The sequence below is a fragment of the Endozoicomonas sp. ISHI1 genome (genome assembly GCF_024606225.1).
GTDB lineage: Bacteria > Pseudomonadota > Gammaproteobacteria > Pseudomonadales > Endozoicomonadaceae > Endozoicomonas_A.
This window is the reverse complement of the sequence record NZ_JAGRPU010000002.1, coordinates 211,820-229,590: the sequence shown is the minus strand read 5'-3', so window position 1 is coordinate 229,590 and position 17,771 is coordinate 211,820. Positions and strand designations below refer to the sequence as shown.

Sequence of the window (17,771 nt, the reverse complement as noted above, 5' to 3'; positions counted from 1 at the left end):
TTTTCTGGTGCTGGGGTGGAGATCTGGATGACTGAGAAGGTAAGAGATCAGGACAAGACGCACTTTGGTTACAAAGATGTCAATCCTGACGATAAAGAGAAGCTGGTGGCGGGTGTTTTTCACTCAGTGGCTGACAGCTATGACATGATGAATGACCTGATGTCGATGGGTGTTCACCGGATCTGGAAGCGTTTTACGGTAGAGCTTTCTGCGGTCCGTAAAGGTCATCATGTTCTGGATATTGCTGGTGGTACCGGCGACCTCACAAAACAGTTTTCCCGTCTGGTGGGTGATACGGGGAGAGTGGTTCTTGCTGATATCAATGAGTCCATGCTCAGAGTTGGGCGTGATCGCCTGATTGATCAGGGCATTGTTGGGAATGTTGAGTATGTTCAGGCCAATGCTGAATGCCTGCCCTTCCCGGAAAACACGTTCGACTGCATAACCATCGCCTTTGGCCTGCGAAATGTGACCGATAAGGACGAAGCACTGCGTTCTATGTGCCGGGTCCTGAAGCCAGGCGGGCGTCTCCTGGTTCTGGAGTTCTCAAAGACCAACAACCCTCTGCTGACCAAAGCCTATGACGCCTATTCTTTCTCCCTGTTGCCGTTCATGGGCAAGCTGGTGGCGGGCGACTCAGAGAGTTATCGTTATCTGGCCGAGAGTATTCGCAAGCACCCGGATCAGGAAACGCTGAAAGCGATGATGAAAGAAGCCGGTTTTGTGAATAACACCTACCACAACATGACCGGAGGCATTGTTGCCCTGCATAAAGGCATCAAACCCTGATTATCATGAAGACGGCATTTTTGGCGCTTCTGGAGACCCGGATTAATCAGCTGTTGAAGCTGGATCCAGTCACAGCCGAGGCCCTGAAGTCTCTGGATGGCAGAGTTGTTCGTTTCATTTGTCTTCAGCCTGATTTTAACTGCTATGTTTTTCTGGACGCCTTTGGAGTTCGGTGTGCTGGCTGGCATGAGGGATCTGTAGATGCCACTCTGCAGGGGCCGTTGAGCAGTTTTATAACGCTTGCAGTTGATCGAGGCTCTTCATGGCAAGGGGTCAGGGAGCTAAACGTCTCTGGTGAGCAGAATGTTTTGGAAAAATTGGAATCCACTCATCGAAAGATGGAGCTCGACTGGGAAAGCCTGATATGTGAGCGACTGGGCCCGGTAGCAGGACATTCACTGGCTGAGGGACTGCGTTTCATCACCTCGACGTTTGCGGGTTTTGGCGAAAGGCTTCCTGATCATGGGGCAACTTATCTTCAGGATGAGCTGGAGCTGGTGCCCTCAGAGCCCGAAATCAGCGCTTTCAGTCATGAGGTGACTGTTCTCAGTGAAGCCGTTGAAGACTTGGGCAGGCGTTTGAACAAATCTTGATGGGTAAGCTGGTAAGCAGCCATGAGTGAAAGACAGCCCTGAGCAAGTTGAGCAAACAAGCGGGTTGAGCAAACAAAAGTATCGCGGGAGAATAGGGTGCTGCAGTTAACCCGTTTAATAAAAATTGTTGGGGCTATTGCCCGTTACAGGCTGGATGATCTGATCGAGATCGACCGTCTGCCTTTTCCCGCCAGAGTGCTGATGCGCCTCTTTCCCTGGCGGTATTTCATCAAAAATAATGAACCCAGAGCCATCCGATTGAGAAAAGGGCTTGAATCCCTCGGGCCTATCTTCATCAAGTTCGGCCAGATTTTATCCACCCGCCGCGATCTTTTGCCAGACGATATCAGTGATGAATTGGCCCGATTGCAGGATCAAGTGGCGCCTTTTCCTGCGACAGATGCCGTTGCCATCATTAAGAAAAGCCTAAATGCCCCGGTTTCAAAACAGTTTAACCGCTTTGATCATGAACCCATGGCGTCTGCTTCCATAGCCCAGGTGCACACTGCACGACTGCACACTGGAGAAGAGGTGGTAGTAAAAGTGATACGGCCCGGCATAGAGAAGGTGATCCGCAAGGATATCCGGCTTATGTACGGCTTTAGTCGTCTGTTGGTCATTCTTGTAAGAGAGGCCAGAAGGCTCAGGCCAATAGAAGTGGTCAGGGATTACGAGAAAACCATTCTTGATGAGCTGGACCTGTTGCGGGAAGCAGCCAACAGCTCCCTTTTGCGCAGAAATTTTATTGATTCACCGTTGCTGTTTATTCCTCAGGTTTACTGGGATTATTGCAAGCCTTCGGTTATGGTAATGGAGAGAATTTATGGTGTGCCCGTTGCTGATACGGAAACCCTGAAGGCCAGTGGCACCGATATGAAAAAACTGGCGGAAAGAGGCGTCGAGATCTTCTTTACTCAGGTTTTCCGCGACCGGTTTTTCCATGCCGACATGCATCCGGGTAATATTTTTGTCGATATATCTAACCCATCTGAGCCCAAATACATCGGCATTGACTGTGGTATCGTCGGTACCCTGGAACCGGAAGATCAGTATTATCTGGCCTGTAACCTGCTGGCTTTTTTCAAACGGGATTATCGTAAGGTCGCCCAACTGCACGTGGATTCAGGCTGGGTTCCTTCCCATACCGTAGTCGGCGAACTTGAAGCCTCTATTCGTACGGTCTGTGAGCCTATATTTGAACGACCCTTGAAAGATATTTCTTTTGGGCATCTCTTGGTCAGATTGTTTCAGGTGGCACGAAGGTTTGAAATGGAAGTTCAGCCCCAGCTGGTTCTGTTGGAAAAAACGCTGCTCAACGTCGAAGGGCTGGGACGGCAACTATATCCGGAGCTTGATCTGTGGAATACCGCACAGCCTTTCCTTGAGAAGTGGATGAAAGATCAGGTCAGTCCATGCGAAATCGGCCGTTCAGTGCGTGATAATGCTCCCGACTGGCTGCTGAGTGCGCCTAATATGGCCAGAAATGCTTTGCACAGTGTCAAACAAATTTCAGAGCATCAGCAAAAGCTGATGGACATGCATAGCCGGGCAGGTCAGCAATCCAGCAAAATGAAGTGGCTGGGTAGGGTATTGGTTGCAGGAGCTGCTGCTGTTCTGGTGTTCCCTGAATGGTCTGCGCAGATCCCCTGGCAGGGAGTGTTAATGGGAGGAGTCGGAGTATGGCTCCTGACTCGATAGGAGTGGAGATGAGTAGCATGAGTTGGTTGGATGACGTTCGCTGGAACAGTGATGGTCTGGTGGCAGCGACAGCCCAGGATCATCAAACTGGCAGGGTACTGATGCAGGCCTGGATGAATCGGGAAGCACTGGCTCTGACCGCTGAAGAGCAGCAGGCGATATACTGGTCACGTTCCCGTGGCAAACTCTGGCGTAAAGGTGAGTCATCCGGCCATGTGCAGAAACTGCATGAATTAAGGCTGGATTGTGATGGCGACTCTGTTCTGCTAGTGGTAGAGCAGCTTGGCGGAATAGCCTGCCACACAGGTCGGGAATCCTGCTTTTATCGTAGGTTGAGCGAAGGCGGTCAATGGTTAACTACGGATGAAGTCCTGAAAAGCCCTGGTGCCATCTACGGTGAAGACAAGAGTGGAAACAGCGATAATGGATAGCATCTTGGAGAAGCTGGAAGCTGTGCTGGAAGAACGCCGTCGGGCCAGCCCGGACAGCTCCTATGTAGCCAGTTTGCATGATGCGGGTATGGACAAGATCCTGAAAAAAGTCGGTGAAGAGTCGGCAGAAACCCTGATCGCAGCGAAAGCAGCAGAGTTGGGTGGCAGTCTTGATGATGTGGTTTATGAAACAGCAGACCTCTGGTTTCATACTATGGTCATGCTGTCTCATCTGGGGCTGAGCCACAAAGAAGTTCTCAAAGAGCTGGAGCGACGCTTTGGTTTGTCAGGCATCGAAGAAAAGGCCTCTCGAGACGCTTGAGTGAAGGGAAGCGGGATATCCGGTAGAATATATCAATCGTACAGCCGCATTCATGAGAGTGCAGCGGTTAATGCTTCCGGGGTAGCGTTGGCATTGGGGGCTGACTTTCCCTGGTTAGTCTGAAAGGAAGGTGGATTATGGGATTTGGTGGAATCAGTATCTGGCAGTTGCTCATCATCCTGCTGATTGTGGTGATGCTGTTTGGTACTAAGAAACTGAAAGGCCTGGGTGGTGATCTGGGCAGTGCTGTCAAGGGATTCAAAAAAGCTATCTCTTCTGATGAAGAGCAGAAGTCCCAACCGTCCGGGAGCCATCATCAGAACAAAGAGCCCGAAGAGAGTCAGCGTAAATCCTGAGGCAGGTTGCAGTACAGTTTTCTTCTCCCGTGTATCGGGAGTCAGGGTAAACAGCTTTACGTTCAGGCAGTCGTGAGCTGAAAAAACAGCCGTGAGCTGAAAACAGCCGTGAGCTGAAAATGTTTTGAGATATCTCTGGAGATAAAGTGTTCGACATCGGTTTCACAGAGCTGCTTCTTATTGCTGTGATCGCTCTGGTCGTATTGGGGCCTGAGAGGCTGCCCGGTGCCATTCGAACCACGGCCTACTGGATCAGCAAGATAAAACGCAGCTTTCAGTCTGCCAAGGACGAACTGGAGAGAGAGCTGGATGTCGATGGCATCAAAAGGCAAATTCATAACGAACAGGTTATGAAAGAGTTGGAAAAGACACGCTCTCAAATGACTGAGTCGATCAAGGAGCCATTAGAGACATTAAACAAGTCCTTTGATCTTGGTGAGAAAGATAAAGATCCTGGTGAAAAAAATCCTGATGGCACTACAGACAAAGCAAAAGAAGAAACTGAAGAGAAAACAAACAAGGGTGCATGAGCAAAAATGGAGTCTTCAAGGAACAGCCTCTGGTTCAGTATCTTGTTGAGCTAAGGTGTCGTTTGCTTCGCAGTTTCGTAGCTGTGCTAGTGTTTCAGGGACTCTTCTATTTTTCAAGGATATTTATCCGGGGCTGGCCTTTGCTTATTATGTAGTCTTCCCGATTAGCTTCTCTTTCTTAAGTACCGTCGGACTCGAATCGGTGACGGTGATGACGGATATCAATCGATACCTCCAATTTATAGTGAAATTGTTCTTTGCCTTCGGCGTGGCTTTTGAAGTTCCATTAGCGATTGTAGTGTTGGTGTGGAGTGGTATTTCAACGGTAGAAAGCCTCTCGAAAAAACGTCCCAATGTCATTGCTGGCTGTCTTGTTATAGTCATGTTGCTGACTCCCGCTGACGTTGTTTCCTAGCAGCCTGTCGGACTTAAGGCTGTCCTACTGCGGTTGCAATAAATTGGTCTAAAAATTCCTGCTTCTTCGTCAAATAGCTCGCTATTCTCCTCAGAAGCAGAAATTTTTATCCTCAATTTCTTGCAATCCTCGCTACGGACGCTTAAGGCCGACAGGCTGCTAGTCTCTTCTGGCTATTCCGGTGCGGTTGCTGTTTGAGCCGGTATATTCATCTCCAGATTTATCAGGCGTTCAGTGCCAGATTAAAGTTGAGATTTCTCTTGCTGTCAGGTTATGAGTGAACCCTGTCACTTAAATGACTCGCCCAGCTTTGACTAAGTTGAATAGAGGAATGAAATTATTGCAGGACGCACATGGCTAATGTTAACAAGACTTCGCAGGACGACAGTATCCTGTATCACCTCAGGATGGCTGCCATCAGTATTAGAAAGGCAACCTCTCTGGTTTTTGGTAAAGCCAGAGCTTTCTGCCGAAGTGTCGGTGCTGTCCTGATTCCTACCCGTCTTAAAAAAAGCCAGGATTCCTTTAAACCGCCTGCGTCATCTCTGAACCAACGTTCCATAACACCTATGGGACCCCAAAGGCTATCAGCAGTACTAAAAGGCTATTCGTTTGCTGAAATAGATGCATTCAAGGGCGATTTCAAACTCCGGATTAAAGAAGTTATGGATGATATCGTCGCTATTGAAGGCGAGAAAGAACCGGAGCTATACAAGAAAATACAGATCAGCCTTCTTCACAGAATTGATGATTGCCCCTCCCTAAATGAGATGCTGGTGTTGTTGAATGATGTGGTGCCAGAGCCCTATCAGAAGAGGCTCTGTATGAGCTTCCTAAAGATCGGGCGGGACACCGGGGCCAATTTGGGGTTGTCAGAACAGGGCCGTTTATGGCTGGAATCCACAATTCGAAATGAATCGTTTGAAGAGTTAAAGGAAAATCTGTTTCAGCGATTCAAATCCGAACTGGGTCAATCCACTGAATGGCTGGCTGAAGGTTTTAAAGAATACACAGCGAAAGAACGCAGTTTTTTGCATTCGCTTCAGATGGCTGAAGATATACCCGCAATGGTTTCATGTTTCGATAACCACTTTGAGCATTGCGAACAATATGGCTACCTTCTGAAAATGAAAAAACTTGTGGAGCAGGCTGGATATCGCCTGAAAGCTCTTAAGGTAAAGGTTCCGCTGCTGGCTTATGCCGATGAATTGAGTGCGTTCAAAGAGAAAATTTTCCCTCTCCTGGAACTGATTCATAAGAATGAAGAGGAGCAGATAGACAGTCGATCCGGCCTCAGAAAAGATCAAATCAGTGCACTGGCCCTGAGTTTGATGAAGGCCAGCGATATCAATGACGCCTTTGCTGTGATCAAACAGGAAGCACCTTCAAAATACGCGAAAAACCTGCTGACTGCCTTCAAAGAAATCTGTGTGGAAACCGGCGATGAGGCGCGGTTGGATCCATCCATAAGGCAGTATCTGGAAGATCGTGAAAACTGGGCTGAAGACACCTCCTTAGACTTACCCTGGAGTCATGTGTCTGAAGACATGGAGATGGTAGTCCGTCTGCAGAAAGAGCTGCTGGTTGATATTGACAATGTGATCCAGGGAATTTCGGAAGCATGTCATGCGAAGGCTGATGTAGAAGAAAGGGTTGAGGAGGAAGAGTCTGATCCGCCTGGAATAAAATACGTCGTCGTTCCTTATGCCGAGGTCAGACCGGAAGAGCTGCCAGAAGTTAAAGCGCTGAAAGCCCTTGAGACAAGGGTAGAACGCTGTGTTTCTTATGAAGACATGGTCAAAGAGGTGATCGAGCGTGCGCCCGAAAAATACACCAGACATCTGTTGGGTGGATTGAAAGAAAATTATCAAAACCTGAAAGACGCTAATAAGGAACCCTCTGGTTCGCGGGAGGTTTTACAAGTTTCCGATGTTGCGTCGGTTGATATTGACGAATTAAGAGATTTCGAGGTGTCTTTAGATGAGGCTCTAGCCTTAAATAACGCTCGTGATCCTGAAAAAAAATATAATCTGAATCGAATGTATGTGGGGGATGAATTAAAAATAACAATGCTAAAGACATCTGATGATTCTCAAGGAGAAAAAACATCAGATGATCAGCAAGATTTTTTGTGTGACCTTGTATCTCAAGGCGGTACAAAAAAAGTTTTTAAAATTAATATAAAAGGTAAAGGTTTTGCCATTGCAGTGCCGGCGGAAAGTTATCAAGTGGAGCGCTGGGATACCGCGTTAAAGGAAACACAGTCAACAGAACAACTCAGGCAGCTAGGTTTTAACACGCTCTCTTATCATAAAAACGTTCTTGTCGAGATAGACGGTGTGACTGTTCCCGCAATCGTTATGCCTTTATTTGACGATCTTGATGGACACATTGCTGATGATAAAAGCGCATATAATCTCGATTCGTTTATAGATGACATGGTTGTTAAAGATCAGATTACTGGAAAGGAGTTACAGGTTAAAGAAATTCCTGATGAAGAGGTATTTTTTGGCGTACTCCAGCATGCTATTCGAGAAGTGGCTGCATTGGTAAAAAATAAGATATATCTGGAACCTGACTCAATTAACTATCAGATATCGGAGTCTGGTGATGTTGAGTTGTTTTTGTTTGATTTACCAAAAGAGATAATCAAAACAGACTTCACACAAGATGCTCTATGCAGAGCTTATGCTTCTAGCTTGATAGATTGTTTTGTTGACTGTATGAAGGATAGGTATTGCATAGGATTTGATACAAGTCATAAAAACTTAAAATTCAGGAAAAAATTAGCTGACATGATTAATCAAGCTGCAATACCTGATGGATTCCGTAGATCTCGCAGGGGAAAAAAGCAAAAGAACAAACACTCCTGATTATTTTCTACGGTTGATGCTCAGGCTCATCGATTACAGGAGCCAAGTTCTCCCCACTGTATCAGGTCTTCGATAAAATTAGCCTTTCGTTAAGGAGGCTTTATCTGGAAAATGCATGTTTTGTTTTCTGACTGTTGATGCGTCCCGATATGAACTTGCTGTTATTGACTCCTACCGATTTTATTTCTGAAAGCCGCGTCAGGCTGATAGGCAGACCCCTTCAGCACGTCCTGAACGTTCATCGCTCTCAAGCCGGTGACAGGATCAGAGTAGGGCTGCTGAATGGAGAAATGGGTGAAGGCGTCATTGTTTCTCTGACGGATCAGGCAATGGAGTTGGATGTATGTCTGAACAAAAAGCCTCCTGAGCCTCTACCTATGACCATTCTGCTGGCGTTACCCCGTCCGAAAATGCTGAAAAGGATTTTGCAGCATTTGTCGTCTATTGGAGTTAAAAAAATCATCCTTATGAACAGCTACCGGGTTGAGAAAAGCTTTTGGCAGTCGCCCTGGTTGTCAGAAGAAAAAGTGCGTGAGCAGCTTATTCTCGGGCTGGAGCAGGCAAGGGATACGCTGTTGCCAGAAATTATTCTTGAGAAACGCTTCAAGCCTTTTGTTGAGGATCGCTTGCCAGCCATTATGGAAGGCAAACGTTGTTTTGTAGCCCATCCTGTCGGCGGAGTCCCTTGCCCTCATCAGGTAGACGATGAGGTGGTTCTGGCGATTGGGCCTGAAGGTGGGTTTATCCCCTATGAAGTGGAAAAGCTGGAGGAGGCAGGGTTTGATCGGGTTCATCTGGGCTCAAGAATTCTTCGGGTTGAAACCGCTGTCACCGCGCTGACCAGTAAATTGTATGACTGAATCCCATTTTACACGCTCTTGCGGTTTAGGTATGTTGTAAGCACAGCCTTCCTGTTCGCAGGGTGAGTGTATGGATACACAATGCAACTTTACGTTGCCCACATTGAGCCATTTTTCAAAAACTCTGGCGTTCATTCTTCTGTTTCTCTTGAACGGAAAACTTATAGCCGCTGACAAAGGTGTGTTGCTGGATGAACTCTATGATAACGCTCAGCTGGAACAACAGCTTGGTTGGGTATTGTCCAGCATGACCATTGACCAGAAGCAATACACACTGCCACCAGAAGTGGTGAATACGGTTAATCAGGTCGTCAAGGTTCGCTACAGTCCGGGTCTTTTTAAATCTTCCATGGAAGCCACTCTAGATGAAGCGTTGAGTGTCGGTGAATTACTGAAACTTCTGGACTGGTATAACTCATCACTAGGGCAAAAAATTCTGCGTTTGGAAATGGAGGCTAACGATCCTCGCAATGCACTTCGTATGCAGGCTTACATTGAAGACAAATTATCCCGAGAGTTACCTCGAACCAGTCGCATACGTCTGATTGAAGAATTGATGGAAACGCTGGATGCGGTTGAACTCGGTACGGAACTAGCTGCCAGTGCGTCGGTGGGAGCCAAGCGCATACTTCATGAAGTGATGCCGATCAATGATGGGCGTCCTTTAAGGCCGCCTGAGGTGCTTAAAGCCAGGGAAAAACCGGTCATTCGTAAAGGGATGAATGACCATATGAGGTACGTTTATCTCTATACCTATCGAAGCTTGCCTGACAATGAGATTCGCGCTTACCTGAATTTTGCCAGAAGCACCGCCATGCAGAATTTCCAGCGTGGTCAGATTCAGGCTATAGCCCGAATTCTTTAGCTCATCTCCTGGGGGTCAACGTCCAATGTCCAGCGCAGGTTTTTTGGCAGTTTCATGGAATCCAAATGTTTGACGGCAATATCCAGTAGGCGATGCACAGAAACACGTTGGTCTCCCTGCAAAAACAGCTGGTAACGATAGCGCCCCTGCCTTTTTTCCATAGGAGCCGGGATGGGGCCCAATATCCTGGCAGGGCTTTCCTGGTGGTGGTTTAGTAAAACATTCCTGAGACTTTTTAGTAGATTCTCACCCGCTCCCGCCATAGACGACTCCGTTCTGAACAAAGCCAGATAGCCTTCAGGCGGCAGTTTGAGCTGTTTTCGTTCACTCATCAAACTGTCTGCAAAGCGACTATACGGTTGGCTGACCAGCATCTGCAAAGCAGGATGCTGAGGGTTATGAGTTTGAATGATGACATGTCCCGGTTTTTTTTCTCTACCAGCCCTGCCAGCAACCTGAAGGATCAACTGTCCGGTTTTTTCCAGTCCTCTGAAATCAGAACTGAACAGACCGGAATCGGCATTGACTATCGCTACCAGCGTGACATCGGGGAAATGATGGCCTTTGGCCAGCATTTGAGTACCCAATAGTATGCAGGGTTTGCCGGTGTGGATCGTATCCAGAATCTCTGAAAGCGCATTTTTTCGACGAGTCGAATCTCTGTCCACTCTGATCAGAGGGGTATTCGGGAACATTTGCTCCAAAATTTGTTCACACCGTTCGGTACCCTGACCCACAGGCTGGAGGTTTTTGCTGTGGCATTTTGGACATGACCAGGGGATAGCAGTTTGATAATCACAGTGGTGGCAATGCATATGAGGTGGCAGGCGATGCAGTGTCAGGTGGGCATCGCAGTGCGGACAATCGGTCACTTCACCGCAATCGTGACAGATCAGGGAGGGGGCGTAGCCTCTGCGGTTTAAAAAGACCATGACCTGTTCGCCCTTATCAAGGGTAGTCTGCATTCTTGTTATAAGGCTCTGGGCAAACCCTTCATGGAGTAACTGCTGACGGATATCGAGTAGTTCCAGAGTCGGTGGACGGGAATGCCCGGCCCGACTGCTGATCTCCATGTGACTGTAACGACCTTTTCTGGCGTTTATAAGGGTTTCCAGAGAGGGCGTGGCAGATCCCAGGACGACGGGGCAGTCTGCTATTTTTGCCCGGTATATAGCCATATCCCGGGCATTGTATCTGAGGGTATCCTGCTGTTTGTATGAGTTGTCATGCTCTTCATCAACAATAATTAATCCCAGCTTGGGTAAAGGCGTAAAAATGCCTGAGCGGGTAGCAATCAATACCCCGGCTATGGAGCGACTGGCAGCAAGCCAGCCCTGAAGACGTTCGCCATCACTCAATCCAGAATGAAGACAGACCACAGGGACAGAAAAACGGCTGCGAAATCGTCTGACGGTTTGAGGCGTCAGACCAATTTCAGGAACCAGAACAAGAACCTGTTTACCGGCTTTGAGCGTCGCTTCGATGGCCTGGAGGTAGACTTCTGTCTTACCGCTTCCGGTGACGCCATCCAGTAAAACAGGGTGAAAAGAGGGGGATGCCAGAATGCCTTTAAGAGCAAAAGCTTGTTCAGAGTTCAGTGTCAGGGGCTCTTGTTTTAATGGGTTTGTATGTTCAGTGAAATATCGGTCAACCCGCTCAACTTCTCGAACAACTACCCGTTGTTTCTTTTGCAATTGGGTGAGAATAGTTTTGCTAAAACCGACTTCCCGGAGCTCAGTCTCTGATAGACCTTCAGGGTATTTTTCCAGCCATTGCAGGGCCTTGAGCTGTTTGTGAGCTCTTTTCAGGGATTGGGTGATGGCTTCATCAAGCGGAGCAGCAAGGCTCCAGAGTGCTATTGTTTCCCGGGTTACAGGCTTTCCCTGTCGAAGAGCCTTGGGTAATGCCTGAAGCAAGGTTTCTCCAAGGCTGTAGTGATAGTAACTGGATGCCCAGCGGCAAAGTTGCATGATGTCTTCAGGAATCAAAGGGACCCGGTCAGGAACGGCAGAGACTTTTCTGAGCTTTTCCCTGGGGTGGTCAGATTCCTGTTTAATGGCTTCGATTATGCCAACCAGCTTTCGGGGTCCAAAAGGAACCTGAACTCTCATACCCGGTTGAAGGTTCGCCTTATTATCTGGCGGAAGATAGTCGAACATCTGCCTCAATGGGGTGGGTACGGCGACGCTGAGATAATTATCGTCACATGAGGTCATGAGGCTGCTGTTCAGTGGCTAATGGCGTTTCAATGATTAATGCTGTCAGAAGTCTTCCGACAGAAGTCCTCACCAGTTTAACCTGAGTTGCGGTTCGGTTGAAATGAACAGCCAGTGAAATACCGGTATTTGATTGACGGGGATACTTTGGTATGATTCCGCCTCAATTTTCCAGGGTCACTGACTGGCAGTCTCCGAGCAGTACTTTCGAGTCACTGCTCGGGTATGCCTGTATGTGACCATTTCGCGTGCGGTGCCTTGGCCGGGTTGCTATTAGCCAGAGACCGGGTGGCGGCACGCATTGTTTTGAGGTAGATCCCATGAAGCCGGAAATCCATCCGAATTACGAAGAAATCGAAGTTACCTGCTCCTGTGGTAACAAGATTAAGACTCGCTCTACTCTGTGCAAAGACCTGCACATTGAAGTTTGCTCCAAGTGCCATCCATTCTACACCGGCACTCAGAAAGTGATGGACACTGGCGGTCGTATCGAGCGCTTCACCAAGCGTTTCGGCAAGGTTGGTGCTCGCAAGTAAGGATTTCTGATGCTTGCATTTTAGGTGGCTCTCAAACAGCCATGAGTCAGAAGCGGTCATGAACTATAGACAGCATGGGTTGAAAATACCGCTATGCTTGTTCGAAGAATGATTCGAAAGGTAGCATAATGATTTCTTTTGACCTTCCTGGCTGTGCAAAAAAGGCGATTCACACTTTTGTGGGCGCCTTTTTTTATGTCTGGATATTTTTCTCGATCTCTCCTCTATACGCTACTACGTCCTGTACCCTGAAAGGCCCTTCAGAGACTGTAAAGTGGGACTACATCGCTGACGGCGATTCACTAACGCTGAAGGATGGCCGTAAAATTCGTTTCCCCTCTATCAACACGCCTGAAATAGCCCATGAAAATAAGTCGGCAGACCCCTTCGGTGATTTAGCCTCTCTGACCCTGAAACAGCTGTTATCAGGCACGCAGAAAATCAGGATTCAGGCTGTTGGAAAAGATCATCATGGTCGGGTGCTGGCCCATCCCTTTCTAATGGACGGTCGATCCATCGAGTCGCTGCTTATCGAGAAAGGTCTGGCTTACCAACTGTTTTCTGAAGAGCCTGATGCTTATCGACAATGTCTGAAGCGGCAGGAAGCAGAAGCCAGAAGAGAGAAAATAGGTGTTTGGTCAAAAAGTCCTGCTCTGGATATCAGGGCCGACAGGTTGAAGCCGGGTTTTGCAATACTCAGGGGCAAGGTCGTTGAGGTTGCTAATCCCAAAAAGAGTGATTTTCTTTGGGTGGAAATGGATGGCCCGGTGGTTATTCGTGTGCCCAAATCCTCTTTAGATGCAGCGTGGCTGAAAGGTCTGATAGGTCAGCGTATTGAGTTCAGAGGTTGGCTGGTTGATCGCAAGGAGAAAAATAAGGGAGAAGGTCGTTATAAGCGTTGGATGGTAGGTATTTACAGCCGCGATGGTATTCAAAGGTTAGAATAATGCCCTTGTAAGCCCGGTGGGTGGTCTGTCTTTTTGTATGGAAGACATTTGATTGCATTCGCGTAGTAAAGGTTGGCACAAAATGTTTTGCTTATGCTATAGGCATCTCGTTTTCGGCATTAATCCGGATGCCCGGTCTGTAGATATACTTTTCCGGCCGACTGAATCCTTGTTCGATAAACGGTGATCCTATATTCTCCACTCTTACGATCTCATATTTTCATCAGGATTAAAGTACAAGGATATGAAGCAAGCCGCTCTGGATTACCATGCCCAGCCAAAACCCGGAAAGATCTCGATTGAACTGACCAAGCCAGCCGAGACTGCCAAAGATCTGTCTCTGGCCTACAGTCCGGGTGTCGCAGAGCCAGTGCGTGAAATCGCTGCTGACCCTGAAAATGCCTACAAATACACCATGAAAGGTAACCTGGTCGCGGTGATCAGTAATGGTACAGCGATTCTTGGCCTGGGTAACCTTGGCGCACTTGCCAGTAAGCCTGTTATGGAAGGTAAGGCTCTGCTGTTCAAACGCTTCGCCGGAGTCGATTCCATTGATCTGGAAGTGGACTGCGAAAGCCCTCAGGATTTTATTGACACAGTTAAGCGGGTTGCCGGCAGCTTTGGTGGTATTAACCTTGAAGATATCAAGGCGCCAGAGTGCTTTGAAATCGAACGTCGTCTGATTGAAGAGTGTGATATTCCTGTATTCCACGATGATCAGCATGGTACGGCCATTGTCACTGCCGCAGGTATGTTGAACGCTCTTGAGATTGCCGGCAAGAAGATCGAAGAAGCTCGTCTGGTTTGTCTCGGTGCCGGTTCCGCAGCCATCTCTTGCGTCAAGTTGCTGATCAGCTGTGGCATGAATCCGGCCAATATTTTTATGCTGGACAGCAAAGGCGTTATTCACACAGAGCGTGATGACCTTAACCAGTACAAGGCCTTGTTTGCGGTTGAGACAGATTGCCGTAACCTGGACGACGCTATTAATGGGGCTGATGCTTTCCTGGGGTTGTCTGGCCCTGACCTGCTGTCTTCGGATCAGCTGGCAAGGATGGCTGAGAATCCTATTGTATTTGCCTGTGCCAACCCTGATCCTGAAATTCGTCCGGAGCTGGCCAAAAAAGTACGCTCTGATGTCATCATGGCAACAGGTCGGTCTGACTATCCAAATCAGGTGAATAACGTACTTGGCTTTCCGTTCATCTTCCGTGGTGCTCTGGATGTTCGTGCCAGTCGTATCAATGAAGAGATGAAGGTGGCTGCTGTTCACGCTATTCGTGAACTGGCTAAGGAAGCAGTCGTTCAGGAGGTCATTGATGCCTATGAGGGAGCCGAGCTGAGCTTTGGCCCGGAATACATCATTCCCAAACCGACTGATCCTCGTCTGCTGGGTTCTGTTGCTGCCGCAGTGGCAAAGGCTGCTGTAGATTCTGGGGTAGCCCGTCAGCCTTATCCTGCCCATTATCCTCTGCAGTCTCTGGACGATATATAAGCCTGAGATTCAGTTGTTAAAAAAGCCCGGCCTGGTTTTCAGGTGCGGGCTTTTTTGGGTTCCTGAAGCCTGGCCCGATCAGAACTGGCAAAAAAGTCAGAACCTCCGGGCGCGACGGAATCTTAGAACAAATCTTCCGGTTTGAGTGAGCCGCTATCTTCCGGGGAGGGACTCCTTCCCTCGCTCAGCCTCTTGGGTGTATTTTCTTTCCTGAACACTTCGAAAATGGCTTCAGGATCGCCTTGCTTTGCCAGCTGTCCTGTTCTTGGATCAATTCGAACCGTTTCTATGCCTGCTGGCTGAGGCAGGCGTCTTATCGGTTGATCTGCCAGAGCGGTTTTCATGTAACTGATCCAGATGGGAAGAGCGGCATTGGCTCCAAACTCCCAGCGACCCAGGGAGGAGAAGTTATCCATGCCGACCCAGACACTGGTAAGCACATCAGGGTTAAATCCGACAAACCAGGCGTCCTTACTGTCATTTGTGGTACCTGTCTTACCACCAATATCGTGACGTTCAAGGACTCTTGCTCTTTTACCGGTGCCTTTCCAGATAACATCGCGCATGATGTCGTTGAGGATATAATTGACCCGTCTGTCCATAACGGACTCAGCTTCATTGACAGCTTCAACAGAAGCCAGAGGTTTGTCCTCCGGCAGAGGTGCGGTTGAGGTTTCAGTCACCTGTTCTGAGACTAATCCTTCTTCAGCAGTCGGTTCCTTCCCGCAGTCCCGACAGACAGTCACCGGATTGGCCTCGAATACGGTGTCATCCAGAACATCGACTCTCTGAATCAAGTAGGGCATCACTTTGTATCCGCCGTTGGCAATCGTAGCGTAACCTGTGGTCAATTCCAGCGGTGTCATGGAAACGTTACCCAGAGCCAGAGAGAGGTTTCGGGTTAGAGTGTCCTCAGGCAATCCAAGCTTAGTCAGGAAGTTTACGGTGCGCCTGACACCAATTTGCCTGAGGATGCGAATCGAGATCAGGTTCCTTGAGCGATAGAGGCCTACCCTGAGTCGCGTTGGGCCGTTGAACTTCATATTGTCATTATTCGGGCGCCAGATGCCTTCAAGTCCCTGGTCAGTGAAAACAACAGGAGCATCGTTGATGATGGTAGCGGCGGTCAGCCCCTTGTTCAGAGCAGCCATGTAGATGAAAGGTTTGAAAGCCGAACCCGCTTGTCGGATAGCCTGTGTGGCACGATTATACATGCTGTCGTAGAAATTGAAGCCGCCTACCAGGGCAAGAATAGCTCCATTTTCCGGACTCATGGAAATCAGCGAAGATTGCGCCTGGGGTTCCTGGGTTAAACGAAAGCGACCGTCAGGCATCTTTCTCACCCAAATCAGGTCACCGGGCTTCAGGATGTCTGACGCCTGTCTGGGGTTGTAGCCATAAGCATTAACATTGATAAAAGGCTTTGCCCATTTGAGGTTGTCCCAGTCAATGTGATCGGTTTTGTCCTCTTTCATCAGGATTGTCACCGATTGATCTTCTACCGCGGTGACCACAGCAGGAATCAGGACAGCGGTAGAATGGGTCTCTTTCAGAGTCTGTTTCCAGATAGTCGCTGCATCTTTTTGCTGTTGAATGAAGGACTTACCTTCTTCGTCCTCATTCAGGTTGCTAACGGGTCCCCGATATCCATGCCTTTCTGTATAAGCGAAAAGACCATTGGCAACGGCTTCGTTAGCGGATGTTTGTAAGACACTGTCAACGGTAGTGTAAACCTTGAAGCCTTCCGTGTAGGTTTCCGGGCCAAACCTCTCAATCATTTCCTGACGAACCATCTCGGCAATGTAAGGGGCCTGCAGTTCAATTTTGGGGCCGTGGTAACTCGCTGTCACCGGAGCCTGAACAGCCTCTTCATAATCCGCATGGCTGATGTAACCCAAATCATACATTCTGCCAAGAATCCAGTTTCTGCGAACCTGTGAACGTTCGGGGTCATTGATTGGGTTATAACGGGAAGGGGCCTTGGGCAGTCCCGCGATCATGGCCCATTGAGCCAGATTGAGTTCATCGATGGATTTGCCGTAATAAACCTGTGCCGCAGCCTCGACTCCGTAGGCGCGGTTACCCAGATAAATTTTATTGAGATAGAGCTCAAAGATTTCGTCTTTGGTCAGTCCCTGTTCAATCTGTAGAGCCAGCAGAATCTCGTTGAACTTTCTGGAGAATACCCGTTCGTGACTCAGGAAGAAGTTTTTCGCCACTTGCATGGTGATCGTACTGCCCCCTGACTGGATGCGACCGGTTGAAGCAAGCTGAAGTGCAGCCCGCATCAGACCCATAATATCGACGCCATGGTGGTGGTAGAAGCGATCATCTTCGGCAGCCATGAACGCTTTTATCAAGGGTTTGGGGGCATCTGCGAAGTGGATTGGTGTTCGGCGCATTTCGCCAAACTCTGCGATCAGTTTTTCGTCCTTTGAAAAGACGCGCAGAGGCGTCTGCAGGTGAGTATCTCGCAGGGTATCAACTGAGGGTAGCGAAGGGCTCAGATAGAGATAGGCACTGGCTGCTATCAGGGTAATGCCACTGACGGCTGCCAGGCCACTCCAGAGTAGAAATTTTAAAATTTTTACCGATCGATTCATGCTTGGCTGATGTCCAGTTCTGGCTTGAGGAGGCTGACCGGGAATAGACAGTTTCCTGGCAGTTACAGGAGGGGCATTATAAAGGGAAATGTTCAATTTCCCTAGCAGCCTGTCGGACTTAAGCGTCCGTAGCGAGGATTGCAAGAAATTGAGGATAAAAATTTCTGCTTCTGAGGAGAATAGCGAGCTATTTGACGAAGAAGCAGGAATTTTTAGACCAATTTATTGCAACAGCAGTAGGA

15 protein-coding genes and 1 pseudogene are annotated in these 17,771 nt (G+C 48.4%); 14 read left to right on the top strand and 2 right to left on the bottom strand.

Translation table 11 applies throughout. The features are described from left to right. Window positions 1-27 precede the first annotated feature (27 nt). The 11 genes and pseudogenes from ubiE (at window position 28) to KBW69_RS03035 (ending at window position 9,732) form a co-directional block, all read left to right on the top strand. On the top strand, window positions 28-789 hold the full coding sequence (ubiE, locus tag KBW69_RS03085; protein WP_257279871.1) for a bifunctional demethylmenaquinone methyltransferase/2-methoxy-6-polyprenyl-1,4-benzoquinol methylase UbiE: 762 nt from the start codon (window positions 28-30) through the stop codon (window positions 787-789). A gap of 5 nt (window positions 790-794) precedes the next feature. Next, the gene (locus KBW69_RS03080; RefSeq protein WP_257279870.1) at window positions 795-1,382 is read left to right on the top strand and encodes an SCP2 domain-containing protein; all 588 of its coding nucleotides are present in this window, start codon (window positions 795-797) and stop codon (window positions 1,380-1,382) included. A gap of 96 nt (window positions 1,383-1,478) precedes the next feature. Beyond that, the gene (gene ubiB, locus KBW69_RS03075; protein ID WP_257279869.1) at window positions 1,479-3,080 is read left to right on the top strand and encodes a ubiquinone biosynthesis regulatory protein kinase UbiB; all 1,602 of its coding nucleotides are present in this window, start codon (window positions 1,479-1,481) and stop codon (window positions 3,078-3,080) included. Between the two features lie 17 nt (window positions 3,081-3,097). Next, the gene (hisI, locus tag KBW69_RS03070; protein ID WP_306671209.1) at window positions 3,098-3,511 is read left to right on the top strand and encodes a phosphoribosyl-AMP cyclohydrolase; all 414 of its coding nucleotides are present in this window, start codon (window positions 3,098-3,100) and stop codon (window positions 3,509-3,511) included. Next, window positions 3,504-3,833, top strand: a complete 330-nt coding sequence (locus tag KBW69_RS03065) for a phosphoribosyl-ATP diphosphatase (protein ID WP_257279868.1) — start codon at window positions 3,504-3,506, stop codon at window positions 3,831-3,833. Before hisI ends, KBW69_RS03065 begins: the two co-directional genes overlap by 8 nt. A gap of 137 nt (window positions 3,834-3,970) precedes the next feature. Further along, entirely contained in the window at window positions 3,971-4,189 is a 219-nt protein-coding gene (gene tatA, locus KBW69_RS03060; RefSeq protein WP_257279867.1) for a twin-arginine translocase TatA/TatE family subunit, read from the top strand. Between the two features lie 146 nt (window positions 4,190-4,335). Then, complete coding sequence (gene tatB / locus KBW69_RS03055; protein ID WP_257279866.1) at window positions 4,336-4,719, top strand: Sec-independent protein translocase protein TatB; 384 nt, start codon at window positions 4,336-4,338, stop codon at window positions 4,717-4,719. A 91-nt stretch (window positions 4,720-4,810) separates the two neighbouring features. Then, window positions 4,811-5,131, top strand: a pseudogene (locus KBW69_RS03050) (twin-arginine translocase subunit TatC); the annotation flags it as partial. Between the two features lie 410 nt (window positions 5,132-5,541). Then, window positions 5,542-8,007, top strand: coding sequence for a hypothetical protein (locus tag KBW69_RS03045; RefSeq protein ID WP_257279865.1), 2,466 nt, complete (start codon window positions 5,542-5,544; stop codon window positions 8,005-8,007). Between the two features lie 149 nt (window positions 8,008-8,156). After that, window positions 8,157-8,867, top strand: a complete 711-nt coding sequence (locus KBW69_RS03040; RefSeq protein WP_257279864.1) for a 16S rRNA (uracil(1498)-N(3))-methyltransferase — start codon at window positions 8,157-8,159, stop codon at window positions 8,865-8,867. A 70-nt stretch (window positions 8,868-8,937) separates the two neighbouring features. Next, complete coding sequence (locus tag KBW69_RS03035) at window positions 8,938-9,732, top strand: DUF2059 domain-containing protein (protein ID WP_257279863.1); 795 nt, start codon at window positions 8,938-8,940, stop codon at window positions 9,730-9,732. On the opposite strand, the gene KBW69_RS03030 is transcribed toward KBW69_RS03035, so the two are convergent. Then, a complete protein-coding gene (locus KBW69_RS03030; RefSeq protein WP_257279862.1) occupies window positions 9,729-11,948 on the bottom strand; it encodes a primosomal protein N' in 2,220 nt (739 codons plus the stop codon). The two genes, KBW69_RS03035 and KBW69_RS03030, sit on opposite strands and share 4 nt — an antisense overlap. Window positions 11,949-12,268: 320 nt before the next feature. Here KBW69_RS03030 and rpmE point away from each other — a divergent pair, with 320 nt between their 5' ends. The 3 genes from rpmE to KBW69_RS03015 all read left to right on the top strand — a co-directional run bounded on the left by rpmE (window position 12,269) and on the right by KBW69_RS03015 (window position 14,926). After that, entirely contained in the window at window positions 12,269-12,484 is a 216-nt protein-coding gene (gene rpmE, locus KBW69_RS03025) for a 50S ribosomal protein L31 (RefSeq protein ID WP_257279891.1), read from the top strand. 128 nt (window positions 12,485-12,612) lie between these two features. Further along, window positions 12,613-13,431, top strand: coding sequence for a thermonuclease family protein (locus KBW69_RS03020; RefSeq protein ID WP_257279861.1), 819 nt, complete (start codon window positions 12,613-12,615; stop codon window positions 13,429-13,431). A gap of 244 nt (window positions 13,432-13,675) precedes the next feature. Beyond that, window positions 13,676-14,926 (top strand): malic enzyme-like NAD(P)-binding protein, encoded by a 1,251-nt coding sequence (locus tag KBW69_RS03015; RefSeq protein ID WP_257279860.1) that lies wholly within the window; start codon window positions 13,676-13,678, stop codon window positions 14,924-14,926. Window positions 14,927-15,048: 122 nt separating this feature from the next. Here KBW69_RS03015 and KBW69_RS03010 read toward each other — a convergent pair whose 3' ends face one another. Continuing rightward, a complete protein-coding gene (locus KBW69_RS03010; RefSeq protein WP_257279859.1) occupies window positions 15,049-17,529 on the bottom strand; it encodes a penicillin-binding protein 1A in 2,481 nt (826 codons plus the stop codon). Window positions 17,530-17,771: the final 242 nt, after the last annotated feature.

Excerpts from the sequence above, each read along its gene's own strand:
- KBW69_RS03035 (WP_257279863.1), top strand. The coding sequence starts at position 8,938 with ATGGATACACAATGCAACTTTACGTTGCCCACATTGAGCCATTTTTCA.
- KBW69_RS03030 (WP_257279862.1), bottom strand. The coding sequence starts at position 11,948 with ATGACCTCATGTGACGATAATTATCTCAGCGTCGCCGTACCCACCCCA.
- KBW69_RS03040 (WP_257279864.1), top strand. The coding sequence starts at position 8,157 with ATGAACTTGCTGTTATTGACTCCTACCGATTTTATTTCTGAAAGCCGC.
- KBW69_RS03010 (WP_257279859.1), bottom strand. The coding sequence starts at position 17,529 with ATGAATCGATCGGTAAAAATTTTAAAATTTCTACTCTGGAGTGGCCTG.
- KBW69_RS03080 (WP_257279870.1), top strand. The coding sequence starts at position 795 with ATGAAGACGGCATTTTTGGCGCTTCTGGAGACCCGGATTAATCAGCTG.
- tatA (WP_257279867.1), top strand. The coding sequence starts at position 3,971 with ATGGGATTTGGTGGAATCAGTATCTGGCAGTTGCTCATCATCCTGCTG.
- KBW69_RS03045 (WP_257279865.1), top strand. The coding sequence starts at position 5,542 with ATGGCTGCCATCAGTATTAGAAAGGCAACCTCTCTGGTTTTTGGTAAA.
- hisI (WP_306671209.1), top strand. The coding sequence starts at position 3,098 with ATGAGTTGGTTGGATGACGTTCGCTGGAACAGTGATGGTCTGGTGGCA.
- KBW69_RS03065 (WP_257279868.1), top strand. The coding sequence starts at position 3,504 with ATGGATAGCATCTTGGAGAAGCTGGAAGCTGTGCTGGAAGAACGCCGT.
- KBW69_RS03020 (WP_257279861.1), top strand. The coding sequence starts at position 12,613 with ATGATTTCTTTTGACCTTCCTGGCTGTGCAAAAAAGGCGATTCACACT.
- KBW69_RS03015 (WP_257279860.1), top strand. The coding sequence starts at position 13,676 with ATGAAGCAAGCCGCTCTGGATTACCATGCCCAGCCAAAACCCGGAAAG.
- rpmE (WP_257279891.1), top strand. The coding sequence starts at position 12,269 with ATGAAGCCGGAAATCCATCCGAATTACGAAGAAATCGAAGTTACCTGC.
- ubiE (WP_257279871.1), top strand. The coding sequence starts at position 28 with ATGACTGAGAAGGTAAGAGATCAGGACAAGACGCACTTTGGTTACAAA.